The 16,936-nt window shown below is 70.0% G+C and carries 16 protein-coding genes; 13 read left to right on the plus strand and 3 right to left on the minus strand.

What is annotated here, in order from left to right; translation table 11 throughout:
* Position 1: 1 nt before the first annotated feature.
* From AACH10_RS20675 to AACH10_RS20695, 5 genes are read left to right on the plus strand one after another with little or no spacing between them, the layout of a single operon-like run.
* Complete coding sequence (locus tag AACH10_RS20675; protein WP_341412400.1) at positions 2-862, plus strand: Nmad3 family putative nucleotide modification protein; 861 nt, start codon at positions 2-4, stop codon at positions 860-862.
* Entirely contained in the window at positions 859-1,599 is a 741-nt protein-coding gene (locus AACH10_RS20680; protein ID WP_341412401.1) for an Nmad2 family putative nucleotide modification protein, read from the plus strand. The genes AACH10_RS20675 and AACH10_RS20680 overlap by 4 nt, the downstream gene beginning before the upstream one ends.
* 9 nt (positions 1,600-1,608) lie before the next feature.
* Positions 1,609-3,102, plus strand: a complete 1,494-nt coding sequence (locus AACH10_RS20685) for a type I restriction-modification system subunit M (protein WP_341412402.1) — start codon at positions 1,609-1,611, stop codon at positions 3,100-3,102.
* Entirely contained in the window at positions 3,099-4,202 is a 1,104-nt protein-coding gene (locus AACH10_RS20690) for a PDDEXK nuclease domain-containing protein (RefSeq protein WP_341412403.1), read from the plus strand. Before AACH10_RS20685 ends, AACH10_RS20690 begins: the two co-directional genes overlap by 4 nt.
* 50 nt (positions 4,203-4,252) lie before the next feature.
* Positions 4,253-5,158: a restriction endonuclease subunit S gene (locus AACH10_RS20695; RefSeq protein WP_341412404.1), complete on the plus strand. Its 906-nt coding sequence runs from the start codon at positions 4,253-4,255 to the stop codon at positions 5,156-5,158.
* 48 nt (positions 5,159-5,206) lie between these two features.
* Here AACH10_RS20695 and pobA read toward each other — a convergent pair whose 3' ends face one another.
* On the minus strand, positions 5,207-6,391 hold the full coding sequence (gene pobA, locus AACH10_RS20700) for a 4-hydroxybenzoate 3-monooxygenase (protein ID WP_341412405.1): 1,185 nt from the start codon (positions 6,389-6,391) through the stop codon (positions 5,207-5,209).
* A 110-nt stretch (positions 6,392-6,501) separates the two neighbouring features.
* Between pobA and AACH10_RS20705 the strand changes: the two genes are divergently transcribed.
* The 4 genes from AACH10_RS20705 (at position 6,502) to AACH10_RS20720 (ending at position 10,618) form a co-directional block, all read left to right on the plus strand.
* Positions 6,502-7,446 carry a helix-turn-helix domain-containing protein gene (locus tag AACH10_RS20705; RefSeq protein ID WP_341412406.1) on the plus strand — a complete coding sequence of 315 codons (945 nt, stop codon included), beginning with the start codon at positions 6,502-6,504 and terminating at the stop codon, positions 7,444-7,446.
* A 97-nt stretch (positions 7,447-7,543) separates the two neighbouring features.
* Positions 7,544-8,473 carry a hotdog family protein gene (locus tag AACH10_RS20710; RefSeq protein ID WP_341412407.1) on the plus strand — a complete coding sequence of 310 codons (930 nt, stop codon included), beginning with the start codon at positions 7,544-7,546 and terminating at the stop codon, positions 8,471-8,473.
* A gap of 97 nt (positions 8,474-8,570) precedes the next feature.
* Complete coding sequence (locus AACH10_RS20715) at positions 8,571-8,903, plus strand: hypothetical protein (RefSeq protein WP_341412408.1); 333 nt, start codon at positions 8,571-8,573, stop codon at positions 8,901-8,903.
* The gene (locus AACH10_RS20720; RefSeq protein ID WP_341412409.1) at positions 8,900-10,618 is read left to right on the plus strand and encodes a hypothetical protein; all 1,719 of its coding nucleotides are present in this window, start codon (positions 8,900-8,902) and stop codon (positions 10,616-10,618) included. Before AACH10_RS20715 ends, AACH10_RS20720 begins: the two co-directional genes overlap by 4 nt.
* On the opposite strand, the gene AACH10_RS20725 is transcribed toward AACH10_RS20720, so the two are convergent.
* The gene (locus AACH10_RS20725) at positions 10,585-12,129 is read right to left on the minus strand and encodes an AMP-binding protein (RefSeq protein ID WP_341412846.1); all 1,545 of its coding nucleotides are present in this window, start codon (positions 12,127-12,129) and stop codon (positions 10,585-10,587) included. The two genes, AACH10_RS20720 and AACH10_RS20725, sit on opposite strands and share 34 nt — an antisense overlap.
* Positions 12,130-12,398: 269 nt before the next feature.
* Here AACH10_RS20725 and AACH10_RS20730 point away from each other — a divergent pair, with 269 nt between their 5' ends.
* From AACH10_RS20730 to AACH10_RS20740, 3 genes are read left to right on the plus strand one after another with little or no spacing between them, the layout of a single operon-like run.
* Positions 12,399-13,451, plus strand: a complete 1,053-nt coding sequence (locus AACH10_RS20730; RefSeq protein ID WP_341412410.1) for a cupin domain-containing protein — start codon at positions 12,399-12,401, stop codon at positions 13,449-13,451.
* Between the two features lie 40 nt (positions 13,452-13,491).
* Positions 13,492-14,220 carry a fumarylacetoacetate hydrolase family protein gene (locus AACH10_RS20735; RefSeq protein WP_341412411.1) on the plus strand — a complete coding sequence of 243 codons (729 nt, stop codon included), beginning with the start codon at positions 13,492-13,494 and terminating at the stop codon, positions 14,218-14,220.
* On the plus strand, positions 14,217-15,266 hold the full coding sequence (locus AACH10_RS20740) for a Bug family tripartite tricarboxylate transporter substrate binding protein (protein ID WP_341412412.1): 1,050 nt from the start codon (positions 14,217-14,219) through the stop codon (positions 15,264-15,266). Before AACH10_RS20735 ends, AACH10_RS20740 begins: the two co-directional genes overlap by 4 nt.
* 18 nt (positions 15,267-15,284) lie before the next feature.
* Here AACH10_RS20740 and AACH10_RS20745 read toward each other — a convergent pair whose 3' ends face one another.
* Positions 15,285-16,190: a LysR family transcriptional regulator ArgP gene (locus AACH10_RS20745; RefSeq protein WP_341412413.1), complete on the minus strand. Its 906-nt coding sequence runs from the start codon at positions 16,188-16,190 to the stop codon at positions 15,285-15,287.
* 70 nt (positions 16,191-16,260) lie between these two features.
* Between AACH10_RS20745 and AACH10_RS20750 the strand changes: the two genes are divergently transcribed.
* A complete protein-coding gene (locus AACH10_RS20750) occupies positions 16,261-16,917 on the plus strand; it encodes a LysE/ArgO family amino acid transporter (protein WP_341412414.1) in 657 nt (218 codons plus the stop codon).
* The last annotated feature ends 19 nt before the right edge of the window (positions 16,918-16,936 follow it).

Here is a 16,936-nt window from a genome sequence, read left to right on the forward strand (position 1 = left end):
TGTGAAGATCATCTTCAGCCGCAAGGGCTTTGACTCGCAGTATGGCGGCGTGCCCAGCCCGATATTCGACGACGGGACATTGGTCTCGTTGCCCATCCCGTCCCGGCAGGGCCGGCCGCTGGGCGACATCACCGGCCCCGTGGGGTCACTTGCTCCTCTGGTGGCTGACCTGACCGCCGGGCGCCTGGGCGCTCACACGCTCGTGCACCTGGACCCGGATCTGCGCGGCGACAGCGTCGCTCGGCGAGCGGGTTGGCGGCCAAGCTTCGGCCAAGTCGCTGCAGCGCAAAGCCATCTGGCCCGACAAGGGGTTGGGCCTGGGGATGTCTTCTTGTTCTTCGGCTGGTTCCGGCAAGCCGAGCGGCGAGGCACTCACTGGCGCTACGTTCCTGGCGCGCCAGACATTCACAGCCTCTTCGGTTGGCTGCAGGTAGGCAACGTGTTGAGCCTCTTCGGCACCCCGCAGATCGGGTCGCACGAGTGGCTTCATGACCATCCGCACGTGGCTTTTGCAGACCAGATGGGTAGCGGCAACGCGATCTATATTGCGGCGGAAGCCTTGTTCAAGCGCCGCCTGCCCGGTGCGGGCTGCTTTGTTCGCTGGACGCCGAGGCTGCAGTTGACTGCCCCGGGGCGCTCGCGCTCGGTGTGGCGGCTGCCGGCCTGGATGCATCCTGACGTCAGCCAGACCGCCCTGTCGTATCACACGGATCCGAGGCGCTGGCAGTTGGATGAGCAGAGCACCCTGCTGCAATCCGTTGCCAAAGGGCAAGAGTTCGTCATCGATGTCGGCACATCGGCGCTGGCGCGTCGCTGGCTGATCCAGTTGATTCAACAGCACGGGCAGGAGGACATGGCATGAGCGCGGTGATGGGCTACAAGATGACGCACGACAAGGGATTCGCGCCCAATCCATTTCATGGATTTCTGAGTCTCGCCACTTGCAAGCCCACCATCCGCCACACGCGAAAAAAGGATGACTGGGTGGCCGGCTTCGCCTCCAGGCAACTGGTGCGGCGCGCCAGTGCACTTGGCGTGCAGATTCCCTACATGGGCCTGGTCTACCTGATGCAAGTCACCGAAGACCCGCTGCCCTTGCCGGGCTACTTCGATGACCCCCGCTTCGCGAAGAAGAGGCCGAAACCTGACTCGCGTTCAGAGAAGTTGCGATGCGGCGACAACATCTATTCCGGTGACGGCCGCGGGGGCTATGAATGGCACCGCAATGAGAACCACACGGTGGATCACCTTCTGCACGACACAGGGGGACTCAACGCGCTGATCTCGTCCCGGTTCTGGTATTTCGGCCGAAAGGCCCTGGTGCCGCCAAACGGCTGGGGCGAGTTCCTGCCTGAGAAATTGTCGGAAGGGCGAACCTTTTCCTGTCCCGACTCGTTCCTGGAGCGCATTCAGGCCTATTTCGCCGAGATGGGCATCCAGCCTGGCATTCAGGCGGACCCGTGCATGTGGGGGCAGAGCCGCACCAACGACGGAACGTGTGCCCGAACCCGAACCACCTGCGCGATTGAGGACAATGCGCCCCCTTCGCGACCGCGCCATGACGCGAGGCGACTTCGCTGTTCCCCAAACGCTCATTGATCAAGCCGCATGTCCATCACCTCCGCCATCAAATCCATCCAGGACATCATGCGCAAGGATGTCGGCGTCGATGGCGACGCGCAGCGCATCGGGCAGCTGGTGTGGATGCTGTTCCTGAAGATCTTTGACGACCGCGAGCAAGAGTGGGAGTTGCTGCGTGACGACTACAAGAGCCCGCTGCCCGAGCCCTTCCGCTGGCGCCACTGGGCGGCCGACCCCGAGGGCATCACCGGTGACGAGCTCAAGAGCTTCATCGACAACGAGCTGTTCCCCGGCCTGCAGAACCTGACCGATCCGCGCTTCATGAAGGAGCGTGGCCTCAGCGCCAGCCCGGCCGCCTATGTGGTGCGCAGCGTGTTCGAGGACGCCTACAACTACATGAAGAGCGGCCAGCTGCTGCGCCAGGTGGTCAACAAGATCCAGGAGGCGGTGGACTTCAACAAGGCCCAGCAGCGCCATGCCTTTGGCGACATGTACGAGCAGCTGCTGCGTGACCTGCAAAGCGCCGGCAACGCGGGCGAGTTCTACACGCCGCGGCCGGTCACCGAGTTCATGGTGCGCATGGTCGACCCCCAGCTGCACGAGAAGGTGATGGACCCGGCTTGCGGCACCGGCGGCTTTCTCACCTGCACCATCGAGCACAAGCGCGCCCGCTACGTGCAAACGCCCGAGGACGAGCAGGTGCTGCAGGCCAGCATCCACGGCGTGGAGAAGAAGCCGCTGCCCCACCTGCTGGCCACCACCAACATGATCCTGCACGGCATCGAGGTGCCCAGCCAGATTCGGCATGACAACACCCTGGCGCGCCCGCTGATCAGCTGGGGCCCGAAAGAGCGGGTGGATTGCATCGTGGCCAACCCGCCCTTCGGCGGCATGGAGGAAGACGGCATCGAGACCAACTTTCCGGCCGCGTTCCGCACCCGCGAGACGGCCGATCTGTTCCTCGTGCTGATCATGCATTTGCTGAAAGACGGCGGCCGCGCGGCCGTGGTGCTGCCCGATGGTTTTCTGTTCGGCGAGGGCATCAAGAGCCGCATCAAGGAAAAGCTGCTCACCGAGTGCAATCTGCACACCGTGGTGCGCCTGCCCAACGGCGTGTTCAACCCCTACACCGGCATCAAGACCAACCTGCTGTTCTTCACCAAGGGCCAGCCCACGCAGGAGGTGTGGTTCTACGAGCACCGCTACCCCGCCGGCGTGAAGAACTACAGCAAGACCCGGCCGATGCGCATCGACGAGCTGGCCGGCCTGCAAGCCTGGTGGGGCAGCGAGGCCGATGGCTTTGCCACGCGCGTGGGCACCGAGCAGGCCTGGAAGGTGAGCGCCGACGCCATCCGCGAGCGCGGCTGGAACCTCGACCTGAAGAACCCGCACCAGGGCGAGCAGGTGAGCCATGACCCCGAGGTGTTGCTGGCTGAGTACCGTCAGATGCAGGCCGAGATTGCCGATCTGCAGGCGCAGCTGAAGGCGGCGCTGGCCGGTGCCCTGGAGGGCCAGGCATGAGCCGCCAGAAGGCCAGCCCCGGCCTGCCCGCCACCACGGCAGGCCACGCTGCGCCGCCGGCCGGCATCGCCGCCGGCAACCTGTTCGGCCAGGTGCGCGAGGTGCTGCTGCAGGCCCGGCAGGTGGCGCACCGCAGCGTCAACCAGGCCATGGTGCAGGCCTACTGGCAGGTGGGGCACCTGATCGTGGAGCACGAACAAGCCGGACAGGCGCGCGCGGCCTACGGCAAGGGCCAGCTGGAAGAACTGGGCCAGCGCCTGACGCAAGAGTTCGGCCGGGGCTTCTCGGCCTCGAACCTGCGAAATTTCCGCCAGTTCTTCCAGACCTTCGGCTGGGCGGAGATTTGCGACATGCCGTGTCGCGAATTGAGCTGGTCGCACTTTCGCCGCCTGATGCGTGTGGCCGATCCTCAGGCCCGGGCCTGGTATGCGGCCGAGGCCGTGTCGCAGACCTGGAGCTTTGCCGCGCTCGACCGCCAGATCAGCACCCTGCACTACGAGCGCCTGCTCTCCAGCCAGGACAAGGCCGCCGTGCAGGCCGAGGCCGCCGCGCTCATCCAGCGCGACACCCCGCCCAGCGCGCGCGACTTCATCCGCGACCCCTATGTGCTGGACTTTCTGGGCGCCCAGCCCGGCGCCGCGCTGTTTGAGCAGGATGTGGAGCAGGGCCTGCTGAACAACCTGCAGCGCTTCTTGCTGGAACTGGGCAAGGGCTTTGCCTTCGTGGCACGGCAAAAGCATCTGCGCATCGAAGACGAAGACGCCTTCGTCGACCTGGTGTTCTACAACTACATGCTCAAGTGCTTTGTGCTGGTGGAGCTGAAGGTGGGCAAGCTCAGCCACCAGGATGTGGGCCAGCTGGACATGTACGTGCGCGTGTTCGACGAACGCGAGCGCCAACCCGGCGACAACCCCACCATCGGCCTCATCCTGTGCAGCGAGCGCAATGCCGCGGTGGCGCGCTACTCGCGCCTGGCCGATAGCGACCAGCTGTTTGCCAGCCGCTACCAGGCGCACCTGCCGACTGAGGCCGAACTGCAGGCCGAGCTGGCAAGGGAGCGGGCGCTGCTGGGGGATGGGCCGGCGGAGGTTGGGCAGTGACGGCGGCGGTGTTGGAGAACTTGGGGTTGCTGGCGGAGGCGCCTGGGGGCGTGGACAGACTGCGCCGCCTGATCGTCGAACTGGCCGTGTCAGGCCGGCTGGTGCCGCAACGGTCTGACGACGAACCGGCAGCCGATCTGGCTGCCCGGCTCGCAGCGAACAAGACCCGGGCAGTGACCGATGGCGGCCGAAGGGCTAAGGCTTTGGCGCTGCCCGATGCGCCCAACTGGCCCTTCGCGATTCCCAACTCGTGGACATGGCAGGCGCTGGATGACCTGCTGTGGATCACGGGTGGCGTCACCCTGGGCCGCAAGCTGACGGGGCGCACCCTGGTGGCCTTGCCCTATCTGCGGGTGGCCAACGTGCAGCGCGGCCAGTTGATGCTGGACGACCTCAAAGAGATCGAGGTTCCCGCCGACGAGGCAGACAAGTACCTCCTCGAACCCGGCGACCTGCTCATCACCGAGGGCGGCGACTGGGACAAGGTGGGCCGCACGGCGATCTGGCAGGGCGAGCTTGAGCAATGCCTGCATCAGAACCATGTGTTTCGGGCGCGTGCCTGCTCCGATGAGTTCTTGCCCCGCTGGGCTGAGCTGTACCTCAACAGCCCGGCGGCCCGCAGCTACTTCGCAGGGTCATCGAAGCAGACCACCAATCTGGCGTCGATCAATATGACGCAATTGCGATCTTGCGCGTTCCCGTTGCCGCCACTGGCCGAGCAGCGCCGCATCGTCGCCAAGGTCGATGAACTGATGGCCCTGTGCGACCACCTCCAATCCCGCATGGCCGCCGCCCGCGCCAAGCATGCGCAGTTGGCCGAGGCGCTGGTGGTTAGCACCGTGCAAGACCGTCAGGACCACCACCGCGCCGACACCACGCGCGAGCGCGTGCGGACCGGCAAGGAGAAGGTGTTCAGCCTGGATGAGGTGGAGCGCAAGCTCGGCTTGGCGGATTGACCCGATGGCCTGCGCCAACAGGCCGTGGGTCAGGCCGGGCCATCCCACTCAGAACGGCAACCCCACATAGTTCTCCGCCAGCGAGGCCAGGGCCTTCTCGGATGAGAACAGGTAGGCCAGGTCGGTGTCCTGCAGCTTGTCCTCGAACGGGTTGCGTTCCGGGAAGCGGTGCAGCAGTGTGGTCATCCACCACGAGAAGCGCTGGCCCTTCCACACCCGCGCCAGCGCCTTGGCCGAGTAGGCATCGAGGCCGGCGTCGCTGCCCTGCTGGTAGTGCTCGCGCAGTGCGTGGTACAGGTAATAAATGTCCGACGCGGCGCTGTTGAGCCCGCGTGCGCCGGTGGGCGGCACGATGTGCGCGGCGTCACCCGCCAGGAACAGCTTGCCAAAGCGCATCGGCTCGCAAACAAACGATCGCAGCGGCGCAATGCTCTTCTCGATCGACGGGCCGGTGATCAGCTCGGCCGCCACCTTGTCGGGCAGGCGGCGCTTCAGCTCGGCCCAGAACAGATCGTCGGTCCACTGCTCCACGGTGTCGGTCAGCGGCACCTGGATGTAGTAGCGGCTGAGCACCTGCGATCGCAGCGAGCACAGCGCAAAGCCGCGCTCGTGCTTGGCATAGATCAGCTCGGGCGACACCGGCTTGGTGCGCGACAGCACGCCCAGCCAGCCGAAGGGGTAGACGCGCTCGAACTCGCGGATCTTGTCCTTCGGGATCGACTTGCGGCTCACGCCATGAAAGCCGTCGCAGCCGATGATGTAGTCGCAGTCGATGCGGTGCACCTCGTCGCCCTGGCGCCAGGTGAGGTAGGGCGCGCCTTCCAGGTCATGCGGCTTCACGTCCTCGGCGTTGTGGATGACGATGCCGTTGAGCTTGTCGCGGGCCTCGTACAGGTCCTTGGTCAGCTCGGTCTGGCCGTACACCACCACGCTGTTGCCACCGGTCAGGCCCTTCAGGTCCACGCGGTCGCGCCGGCCGTCGTGGGCGATCCAGAAGCCGTCGTGGATCTCGCCTTCGCGGTCCATGCGCTCGGCGCACTGGGCCTCGCGCATCAGCGCGGCAAAGCCATGCTCCAGCACGCCGGCGCGGATGCGGCCCAGCACGTACTCGCGGCTGTGCTGCTCCAGCACCACGGTCTGGATGCCCTGCAGGTGCAGCAGTTGCGACAGCAGCAGGCCCGAGGGGCCGCCGCCGATGATGCCGACCTGGGTGCGGGTGGGGTAGGTGGCCATGGCCTGTCTCCGGTGCGCGTTGTGATGGGCTGGATTCTGGGCAGCCCAGCGCCGCCGCGCAGCGGACAGACGCCGGTAGAAACTGGTACTTTTCTCGTACCATGCCTGACATGGCCTCACAGGCGCCACGCTCGCAGACCACCCGCCCCAAGCGCCAGCGCCTGCCCGCCTTCACGCTGTACGGCGAGGCCGGCGGCCCGGCACCCGCGCTGCTGCACATTGAATCCATCGACGCACGCAGCCGCCTGCACGGCTGGGAGATCGATGCCCATGTGCATGCCGGCCTGCACCAGGTGCTGTGGCTGCAGGCCGGCTGGGCCGAAGCTATGTTGGACGAAAGCCGTAGCCGCTGCGAGGGGCCGGCGGTGCTGGTGGTGCCGCCGGGCGTGGCCCATGCCTTCCGCTTCTCGCGCCACGCCGATGGCCATGTGCTGACGCTGAACGCCGCGCTGCTGGCCGAGGGCGATGCCGCCGCCGCCGGCCAGGCCCTGGCCACGCTGTTTGCCGCGCCGCGCAGCCTGGCGTTGCCGGCCGAGTCACCCGAGGTGCTGCGCCTGCAGCGCCTGTTCGAGGCCCTGGCCGCCGAGCAGCAGGGCGCCGACACCCCCGGCGAGGCCGGCAGCCCGGTGCCGGTGTGGCTGGCGCGCGCCATCGTGTGGCGGCTGGCGCAGCTGGTGCACGCCCAGCGCGCCGCCCCGGCGCCGGGCCCGCCCACGCAACGCTCGGCGCTGTACACGCGCTGGGTGGTGCTGGTGGAGGCCAACTACCGCGCGCACTGGCCGGTGGCGCGCTATGCGCAGCAGCTGGGCCTGTCCACCGAGCGGCTGAACCGCCTGGTGCGCGCCGAGACCGGCCTGAACGCCCAGCGCGTGCTGCACGACCGCCTGGTGCGCGAGGCCTGCCGCTGGCTGCTGCATGTGGCGGCGCCGGTGTCGCAGCTGGGTTTCGAGCTGGGCTTCGACGATCCGGCCTACTTCTCGCGCTTCTTCCGCCGCCACACCGGGCTGTCGCCGCGCGCCTACCGGGCGCGGCATCAGCCGGGCTCGCCCGCGTAAAGCGCGGCCTGGCGCCTGCGTGACGCGCGCCGGCCGGGGCCGGGCCTAAGCTCGCCGGCTGTCTGAACGTCACCCCCATCGCCCTGAGATCCCCGCCATGAGCTTCGACACCCCCATCGCCCTGTGCGGCCCGCTGCGCCAGCCGAAACAGATGCTGGCCGAGCAGAGCTACGCCGGTCACACCTCGATCCACGACGACGCCATGGCCGAGAAGCTGGGCTTTCGCGCCGGGCCGATCGAGGGACCCACGCATTTCAGCCAGTTCGTGCCGCTGCTGGCCAGGCTGTGGGGGCGTGAATGGTTCGAGCGCGGCAGCTTCAGCTGCCACTTCCTGAACATGGTGGTGGAAGGTGAATCGGTGCGCGCCTTCGTCGAGCCGCCGGCGCCCGGCGCCACGCGCGCGCGCTGCTGGGCCGAGAAGGCCGACGGCACCCCGGTGCTCGAAGCCAGCGCCACGCTGGGCGATCAACCCACGCTGCTGGCCGAGCGCATGGCCCAGCTGCGCCCGCCCGGCGCGCTGGTGATCCTGCAAGACCTGCACGTGGGCCAGCGCGGTGCCGTGGACGAGGCGGTGCGCATGGGCCCCACCCAGAACATGGGCGCGCTGTACCCGTTCTCGCTGGCCGACAAGCTGGCCAAGATCACCGAACACTCGCCCTGGTATGCGTCGGGCGAGGGCGACAACCCCTGGGGCCGCGCCATCGTGCCGCTGGAGATGGTGAGCGTGCTGGCCGAGTACAGCAACGCCCAGGCCGGCTTCAAGGTGCGGCAACCGGCCGTGGGCCTGTTCGCCGACCTGGAGATCCGCATGGTGAGCGGCCCGCTGTTCGTCGACGAGCCCTACCTGATCCGCCGCGAGATCGCCGCCCTGGCCGAGAGCAAGCGCACCGAGAGCTACTGGGTGCGCTCACGGATCTTCGACGCCACCGGCACCACGCTGAAAGCCGAGGTGCTGCTGAACCACGCGGTGCTCAAGCACTCGTACGAGGGTTACGACGCCGCGCGGGCGGCGCGGGAGGCGCGCTGAAGCCGCGGCGTCCCTAGCTTGGGGCCGCCCGGCAGGCGCTGGGCGGGGCCTGGCCGGCGGACACTGCGGCCCGTCGATCCCAACCGCCAGGTCCGCCATGTCCCGACTGCAGTTGTATGCCCATCCCGATGGCCGCAGCGTGCTGCATGTGGGCGGCTTTTCCTGGCTGGCCATGCTGGCCCTGCCGGTGTGGGCGCTGCGGCGTGACCTGCGCCGCCTGGCCGCGCTGGCCATGCCCTTGCTGCTGGTGCCCGGCCCGCTGCTGCTGGCGCTGGGCGTGTCAGAGGGCGTCACGCTGCTCAGTGCCTGGGCGCTGATGGTGGGCTACGGCGCGCTGGCGCCGCGCCTGCATGTGCTGTGGATGCGCCGCAACGGCTGGATCGTGCTGGCCGAGGAGCCGGCCGCCACCGGCAAGGGGTCAGGCGCATGATCGCCTGCCTGAGCGAACCGGTGCCCAAGCCGGACGATCTGTTGCTGTCCGATGGCGGCTTCCACCTCGTGGTACCGGTGCTGCTGCTGTCGCTGCTGGTGGTGGCGCCGCTGGCCTGGCTGACCCGCCAGCGCTACCGCCGCTGGGTGATGCGCCTGATGTCGCTGGACCAGAAGGCCGAGGCGCCGGCCGCGCTGCGCGAGGCCGCGGCCGCCGCGCCACCGGCGGCCTGGGCGCCCACCGACGGTGCCGCCGGCACGCTGGCGCACACCCTGGCCCAGGGCGAGCGCCGGGTGTGGCTGGCCACGCTGGCGGCGTGGGCGGTGTTCGGCGGCATGGGCCTGTGGGTGGCGGGCCTGGGCGGGCCGGTCACACAGGGCCAGCGCCTGGCCTTTGCGGCCGCGGCCGCGCTGCTGGCACTGGGCCCGCTGATGACCCAGCTGCCCGACCGTGGTGCCCGCCAGGCCCACCGCACCGGCGCGGTGGCCGCGCTGCTGGCCCTGCTGTTGCTGTGGTGGATGGACGCGCAGAGCCCGTCGGTGCCGGCCACCGGGGCGGCGGGCGACGACGATCCCACCGTCACCGAGGGCGTGCTGATCGCCGCCAGCCTGGCCCTCGGCTACTGGGCCATGTTCGACCGGCGGCTGCGCGGCCAGGTGCAGCCGCTGGTGGTGCTGGTCAGCGTGGCCGCACTGGCGGTGCTGCTGCCCTATGGCTGGCTGGAGCAGCATGCCGGCAGCTGCCTGGCGCGGGTGGACCAGGCCGCCGAAGCCGGCCGCCAGCTGCCGATGAACCTGATGACCGTGGCGATGATGAGCCTGGGCGCCGTGGCCGTGTGGCTGGGCTTTCGCGCCGTGGCCGGGCTGGTGTGGCTGATCGAGCAGCGTCACCTCAGCGAGTCGGCGCTGGGCGGCGCACTGTGCCTGGCGCTGCTGGCGGTCACGCTGGTCTACCAGCGCGCGCCCGAGGAGGCCGAGGCCCTGCGCAGCGCCCACCTGCTGGCCGCGCCGCTGTGGCTGGCGGCCAGCTTCGGTGCGCAGTGGCTGGCCCTGGCCGGGCTGCCGGGCCGCCGCCGCGGCGACGGGCCCGGCCCGCGCCTGCTGGTGCTGCGCGTGTTCTCGGCCGATCCGCGCAAGCATGCGCTGCTGGATTCGGTGCAGGCGCGCTGGCGCTTCGTGGGGCCGGTGCTGCAGATCGGCGGGCCCGACCTGGTGGCGATGAATGTCGACCCCTACGAAGCCTCGATGTACCTGTCGGCGCGCATGCACCGGTTGTTCCTGCCCACGGTGGTGGGCGGCGCGGCACTGCAGGCCCAGCTGGACGCGCGGCCCTGCCGCGACGGCCGACATCGCATCCACGAGGTGTTCTGCTTCAACACCGCGTGGCGGCAGTCGGTGGAGCAGCTGATGCTGGACGCCGACGCCATCGTGCTGGATGTGCGCGGCCTGAATGCGCAGCGCGAGGGCACCAGCTACGAGATCGGCCGCCTGGCCGTGCGCGGCCTGCTGCCACGCGTGGTGGCCGTGGGCGATGCCGACACCGACTGGCCGCATGTGGACGACATGCTGCGCCGCCACGGCGGCGATCCGGCACGCCTGCCGCGCATCGGCGATGCCAGGGACGGCAGCGTCGACGACCTGCTGGACCGCCTGATCGCCGCGGCCTCAGCCCCCGGCATCCCTCACACGATGCGCGAGGTTTTGCCCGCCCAGTAGCGATCCTTCAGCAGGCGCTTGTACAGCTTGCCGGTGGGGTGGCGCGGCAGCTCGGCATCGAAATCCACGCTCTTCGGGCACTTGATTGGCGACAGCTGGCTGCGGCAGTACGCGATCAGCTCGGCTTCCAGCTCGGGGCCGGCGTCGGCCATGTCGCGCGGCTGCACCACGGCCTTGACCTCTTCGCCGAACTCTTCGTTGGGCACGCCCAGCACGGCCACGTCGGCCACCTTGGGGTGGGTGATCAGCACGTTCTCGGCTTCCTGCGGGTAGATGTTCACGCCGCCCGAGATGATCATGTAGGCCTTGCGGTCGGTGAGGTACAGGAAGCCCTCGGCGTCCACATAGCCCACGTCGCCCAGCGTGGTCCAGCCCTTGGGGTGCTGGGATCCGGCGGTCTTGGCGGGGTCGTTGTGATAGGCGAAGGGCCGGCCGTTGGCGAAGTACACGGTGCCGGCCTGGCCCACCGGGGCCTCCTCGCCGGTGTCTTCATCGACGATCTTCAGCTCGCCGATCACCGCACGGCCCACGGTGCCCTTGTGCGTGAGCCAGTCCTTGGCATGCACCATGGTCACGCCATTGCCCTCGGTGCCGGCGTAGTACTCCCACAGCACCGGGCCCCACCAGTCGATCATCTGCTGCTTGACCGGGATGGGGCACGGCGCGGCGGCGTGGATGGCGCATTTCAGCGAGGCCAGGTCGTACCGGGTGCGCACCTCCTCGGGCAGCTTGAGCATGCGCACGAACATGGTGGGCACCAGCTGGCTGTGGGTGATGCGGTGCTGCTGCACCAGCTGCAGGTAGCGCTCGGCGTCGAAGTGCTCCATCACCACCACGGTGCCACCCAGGCGCTGCACGGCCATGGTGTAGCGCAGCGGTGCGGCGTGGTACAGCGGCGCGGGCGAGAGGTAGCGCGTCTGGTCGGTCACGCCGTACAGCTTGGTGAGGATGTCGGTCATCGGCCCGGGGGCGTCGATGGCCGTCTCCTGCGGCGGCACGAACACGCCCTTGGGCCGGCCGGTGGTGCCGCTGGAGTACAGCATGTCGCCACCGGCGCGCTCGTCGGCGATGCGCGTGGCCGGTTGCGCGGCCACGGCGTCCTCGTAGCTCGTCCAGCCGGTGGCAGCGCCATCCAGCATCAGCCAATGGCCCACGTTGGGGCACTGCTCGGGCAGGTGGGCCACGGCCGCGCGCATGGCCTGCGAGGCGATCACCGCCTTGGCGGCGCAGTCGTTGACGATGTAGCTCACCTCACCCTCGGTCAGGCGCGTGCTCATCGCGGTGTAGATCAGGCCGGCGCGCTGCGCGCCCCAGCAGATCTCGAAGTAGCGCGGGTGGTTCTCCAGCATCAGCGCAATGTGGTCGCCGGCCTGCAGGCCCAGCGCGCGCCACAGTTGCGCCACCTGGTTCGAGCGGTCGTCCAGTTCGCGGTAGCTGACGGTGACGCCGCTGTCGGCCATGATCAGCGCCGGCTTGTCGGGCGTGGCCTGGGCGTGGAAGTACGGGTGCAGCACGGTGTCTCCTGGCGGGGTGTTCGGTGGGCCCGCGGGCCTGTGCGCCGTTCTATCGCGCGGGCGGCGCGGCGCACAGTCGCCTGAGGGTCATGCCACGGGCGGCAGCCCTTGTCATTTCTGAACGCCGGGTTTACCCGCATGCAGTGGAATGCATGAGCTCACTACACTGATCGTCAGTATGCTGATGAAATCGCCGCCACCGGTCTGCCGGTGTGTGGACCGTGGCGGCCTGGCGGATCCGCCGGCCGAGGACAGCGAGAACCGACATGAGCGACGACCTGCCCCTGGGCCGGCTGGAAGACCTGCCTGCCGACTATGTGGATGCGCTGCGCGCACTGAATCTGGTGCCGCTGTGGCCCAGCCTGCGCGCGGTGTTGCCGCCGGCCAGGCCGCGCCCGGCCACGCAGGCCACGCACTGGTCGTACCAGGCGCTGCGCCCGCTGCTGCTGCGCGCGGGCGAACTGACGCCGATCGAGAAGGCCGAGCGCCGCGTGCTGGTGCTGGCCAACCCCGGCCACGGGCTGGAGAACATGAAGGCCAGCCCGGCCATGTACCTGGGCATGCAGCTGCTGCTGCCCGGTGAATGGGCCCCCAGCCACCGCCACACGCCCAACGCCGTGCGCATGGTGGTGGAGGGCGAGGGCGCCTGGACCACGGTGGACGGCGAGAAGTGCCCGATGTCGCGCGGCGACCTGATCCTCACGCCCACCGGCCTGTGGCACGAGCATGGCCACGACGGCAGCGCGCCCGTGGTGTGGCTGGATGTGCTGGACCTGCCGCTGGTCTACTACATGGAGGCCAGCTACCACGTCAACGGCACGCGCCAAGCGCAGCGCAGTGAACGTGGCGACCGCGCCTACACCCGTGGCGGCATGGTGCCCACGCCGGTGTTCGGCCGTGCCGGCAAGCGCTACCCGATGCTGCGCTACCCCTGGGCCGAGGCGCGCGCGGCGCTGCTGGCGCTGGCCGAGGACCAGCCGGCGCTTGAATCGGTGCAGATCACCTACGTGAACCCCGAGACCGGCGAGGACGCCGAGAACATCCTGGGCTTCCACGCGCTGATGCTGCGCCCGGGCCAGACGCTCACCTTGCCGGCCCGCTCGCCGGCCCAGGTGTTCCACCTGATCGAGGGCAGCGTGGACGTGCAGGTGGCCACCGACACGCCTAAGGCCTTCACGCTGGCCGAGGCCGACACCTGCTGCGCACCCGGCTACACGCCGGTGACGCTGCGCAACCGCGCCGCCCAGGCGCCAGCCTTCGTGTTCGTGGCCGACGAGTCGCCGCTGCACCGCAAGCTGGGCGTCTACGAGACGCGCTGAATCCACTCATCTCCACTCTGTCCGTCCGCACGCTTCGCCAATGAGCACCACCTTCCTCTGGGCCCCGCCCGCCATCGTCTCGCTGCCGGTGCAGGGCCGCAGCGAACGCCTGCCCGTCAACCGCGTGTTCTGCGTGGGCCGCAACTACCACGCGCATGCGGTGGAGATGGGCAAGCCGGTCGACAAGCGCGTGGAGCGCCCGTTCTACTTCACCAAGTCGCCGCAGGCCGTGGTGGACAGCGGCGCCACCGTGGCCTACCCGCCCGAGACCGCCGACTTCCACCACGAGATGGAGCTGGTGCTGGTGGTGGGCAAGGCCGGCTTCCGCATCGCGGCCGACCAGGCGCACGAGCACATCTACGGCTACGCCTGCGGCCTGGACATGACCCGCCGCGACCTGCAGCTGGTGGCGCGCGACAAGGGCCGCCCCTGGGACCTGGGCAAGGACTTCGAGCAATCGGCCGTGTGCTCGGCCGTGGTGCCGATGCCCGGCGTGGTGATCGAGCGCGGCGAGATCGCCCTGGCGGTCAACGGCGAGACCCGGCAGCGATCCGACGTGGACAAGCTGATCTGGAACATCCGCGAGATCCTGGCCGACCTGTCGCTGTTCTACCACCTGCAGCCCGGCGACCTGATCTACACCGGCACGCCCGAGGGCGTGGGCGCGGTGCGGCCCGGCGACCGCATCACCGGCCATGTGGCCGGCGTGGGCGAGGTGGCCCTGAGCGTGGGCCCGGCCGACGCTGCCGTGGGCGGGGTGGCCGCATGACGCGCGCCGCAGGGGAGCGCGGGTCGCGCATGTCGCGCGTGGCGCCCGCCGGGCGCCGCCATTGGCTGGCGGCAGTGGGCCTGGGCCTGGCGGCCTGGGCCTCGGCCTGGGCGCAGCCGGCCTCGCAGCCGGCCGCGGTGGCCTTTCCCACCCGGCCGGTGAGCCTGGTCACGGCTTTCGCGCCGGGCAGCGGCCCCGATGCGGTGCTGCGCCTGGTGGCCGACAAGCTGGGCCGGGCCTGGCCCGGCCAGCGCCTGACCGTCGACAACAAGCCCGGTGGCGGGGGCTTCATCGCCATCGAGGCGGTGCGTCGTGCCGCGCCCGACGGCCACACGCTGCTGCAACTCGACAGCGAGCACCTGGCTGCGCTGCCGCACCTGTACAAGGCGCGCGGCTTCGAGACGCTGAAGGCCTTCGAGCCGGTGGCGGTGCTGTTCCGCACGCCGTTCCTGGTGGCGGTGGCGGCCGATGCGCCGTGGAAGACCGTGGGTGAACTGCTGGCCGCCGCCAAGGCCGCGCCCGACAAGCTGAGCTTCGGCTCCTGGGGCGTGGGCAGTCCCGGCCACCTGGGCGCCGAGCAGATCGAGCTGCTGACCGGTGCGCAGATGCAGCACGTGCCCTTCCGCGAGGTGTCGCAGCTGTTCACCGCGGTGGGATCGGGCGAGCCGGCCTGGAGCTTCGCGTCCATCCCGTCCAGCCAGGGCGCTTACAAGGCCGGCAAGCTGCGCTATCTGGCGGTGGCCGCGGCAAAGCGCCTGCCGCAGCTGCCCGAGGTGCCCACCGTGGGCGAGGCGGGCGGCCCGGCCGGGCTGGAGGTCAACAGCTTCGTGGTGCTGGTGGCGCCGCGTGGCCTGCCGCCGGCGGTGCGCAACGCCATCCACACGGCCGTGCGCCAGGCCGTGGCCGAGCCCGATGTGCAGGCCCGGTTCCAGACCTTCGCCTTCGAGACCCTGCCCTGGTCGCCCGAGGAGATCGAGCGCCAGGCGGCGGCCAAGTCCAAGGTCTACGCCGAGCTGGTCAAGCGCAAGGCGATCAGCCTGGATTGAGCGCCGGGACCGGCGCGCTCAGGCGCGCCGCAGGCTGGCCTTGGCCGCGGCCAGCACCGCCCGGCTGAGCCCGTCGACCAGGGCCGACGCAGCGCGCGCATGCTGCCAGTGCAGCGGCACGTCCAGCGGCGTGTCGGGCACCAGTTCCACCAGCCGGCCGCTGCGCAGGTGGGCGGCCACCAGGCCTTCCTCGTGCAGGCCCCAGCCCATGCCGGCCAGCGCCGCCACCACGAAGGCCTGGGCCGAGGGCAGCATGTGGCGCGGCAGCTCGACATGGCGCCGGCACAGGCGGCGCACCCAGCGCGCCTGCAGGTCGTCCTTGGTGTCGAACACCAGGCTGGGCGCCAGCGCCAGCGTGGCGGCGCTGACCCCCGCCGCAAAGTGCCGCGCCACGAAGGCCGGCGTGGCCGCGGCGCGGTAGCGCATGGCGCCCAGCGGCCGGCTGTTGCAACCGGTGGGTGGCCGCGCCGTGCTGGTGACGGCCGCCAGCACCTGGCCGCTGCGCAGCCATTCGGCGGTGTGGTCCTGGTCGTCCACCTGCACCTGCACCAGCACCGGCGCCTCGGCCGCAAAGCCGGCCAGCGCCGGCGCGAACCAGGTGGCCAGGCTGTCGGCGTTGACGGCCACCGGCAGTGGCACGCGCGTACGGCCGTCGCGGGCCAGCGCGCCCAGTGCCGGCAGGCTGCCATGCAGGTCCTGCTCCAGCAGGCGCACGCGGTCCACGTGCTGGCACAGGCGCCGGCCGGCCTCGGTGGCGCGGCAGGGCTGGCCACGCACCACCAGCGCGCCGCCCATGCGCTCCTCCAGCACGCGGATGCGCTGCGACACCGCCGAGGGCGTGACATGCAGCGCCTGCGCCGCCCGCTCGAAGCTGCCCTCGCGCACCACGGCGGCCAGGGCCGCCAGCGCGGCATAGTCCAGCATCAGCGTTCCTTCATCTGCTTAAGAAGATTGAGTTTGGCTTCATCGGTGCCGGCTGGCAAGCTGCCGACCCATGTTGTCCGATCCCGTGTTGTCCGCTGTGCCGCCCGCTGCGCCGGCGGTGTTCGTCCAGGCGCTGGCGCTGAGCCTGGGCCTGATCGTGGCCATCGGCGCGCAGAACGCCTTCGTGCTGCGCCAGGGCCTGCGCCGCGAGCATGTGGGCAGCGTGGTGGCCTTGTGCGCCGCGGCCGATGCGCTGCTGATCGCCGCCGGCGTGCTGGGCATGGCCCAGGCGCTGGGCCGAAGCCCCCTGCTGGCGCGCGCGCTGGCGCTGGCCGGTGCGCTGTTCCTGGCCGTGTACGCCTGGCGCGCCTGGCAGCGTGCGCGCAGGCCGCAGCGCCTGGCGGCGGCCGAAAGCGTGGCCGGCGCATCGCGCGGCGCGGTGCTGGCACAGGCGCTGGCCTTCACCGTGCTGAACCCGCATGTCTACCTCGACACCGTGCTGCTGGTGGGCAGCATCGGCGCTCAACAGCCGCAGGCGCTGCGCGGCTGGTTCATCGCCGGGGCCAGTGCCGGCAGCGTGCTGTGGTTCACCGCCTTGGGCTTCGGTGCGCGCTGGCTGGCGCCGTGGTTCGCACGGCCGCGGGCCTGGCAGCTTCTGGACGGCCTGATCGCGCTGACCATGGCGGTGCTGGCCTTGCTGCTGCTGCGCCACGGCCTGATGTACTGAGCCGTCGGTGACCGCTGAT

This window comes from Pseudaquabacterium inlustre (assembly GCF_038066595.1).
GTDB lineage: Bacteria > Pseudomonadota > Gammaproteobacteria > Burkholderiales > Burkholderiaceae_C > Pseudaquabacterium > Pseudaquabacterium inlustre.

Bases quoted from the DNA above. Each gene is read 5' to 3' on its own strand.
- AACH10_RS20705 (WP_341412406.1), top strand. From the start codon at position 6,502: ATGGCCTCACAGGCGCCACGCTCGCAGACCACCCGCCCCAAGCGCCAG.
- AACH10_RS20745 (WP_341412413.1), bottom strand. From the start codon at position 16,190: ATGCTGGACTATGCCGCGCTGGCGGCCCTGGCCGCCGTGGTGCGCGAG.
- AACH10_RS20715 (WP_341412408.1), top strand. From the start codon at position 8,571: ATGTCCCGACTGCAGTTGTATGCCCATCCCGATGGCCGCAGCGTGCTG.
- AACH10_RS20730 (WP_341412410.1), top strand. From the start codon at position 12,399: ATGAGCGACGACCTGCCCCTGGGCCGGCTGGAAGACCTGCCTGCCGAC.
- AACH10_RS20680 (WP_341412401.1), top strand. From the start codon at position 859: ATGAGCGCGGTGATGGGCTACAAGATGACGCACGACAAGGGATTCGCG.
- AACH10_RS20720 (WP_341412409.1), top strand. From the start codon at position 8,900: ATGATCGCCTGCCTGAGCGAACCGGTGCCCAAGCCGGACGATCTGTTG.
- AACH10_RS20690 (WP_341412403.1), top strand. From the start codon at position 3,099: ATGAGCCGCCAGAAGGCCAGCCCCGGCCTGCCCGCCACCACGGCAGGC.
- pobA (WP_341412405.1), bottom strand. From the start codon at position 6,391: ATGGCCACCTACCCCACCCGCACCCAGGTCGGCATCATCGGCGGCGGC.
- AACH10_RS20685 (WP_341412402.1), top strand. From the start codon at position 1,609: ATGTCCATCACCTCCGCCATCAAATCCATCCAGGACATCATGCGCAAG.
- AACH10_RS20710 (WP_341412407.1), top strand. From the start codon at position 7,544: ATGAGCTTCGACACCCCCATCGCCCTGTGCGGCCCGCTGCGCCAGCCG.
- AACH10_RS20740 (WP_341412412.1), top strand. From the start codon at position 14,217: ATGACGCGCGCCGCAGGGGAGCGCGGGTCGCGCATGTCGCGCGTGGCG.
- AACH10_RS20750 (WP_341412414.1), top strand. From the start codon at position 16,261: ATGTTGTCCGATCCCGTGTTGTCCGCTGTGCCGCCCGCTGCGCCGGCG.
- AACH10_RS20735 (WP_341412411.1), top strand. From the start codon at position 13,492: ATGAGCACCACCTTCCTCTGGGCCCCGCCCGCCATCGTCTCGCTGCCG.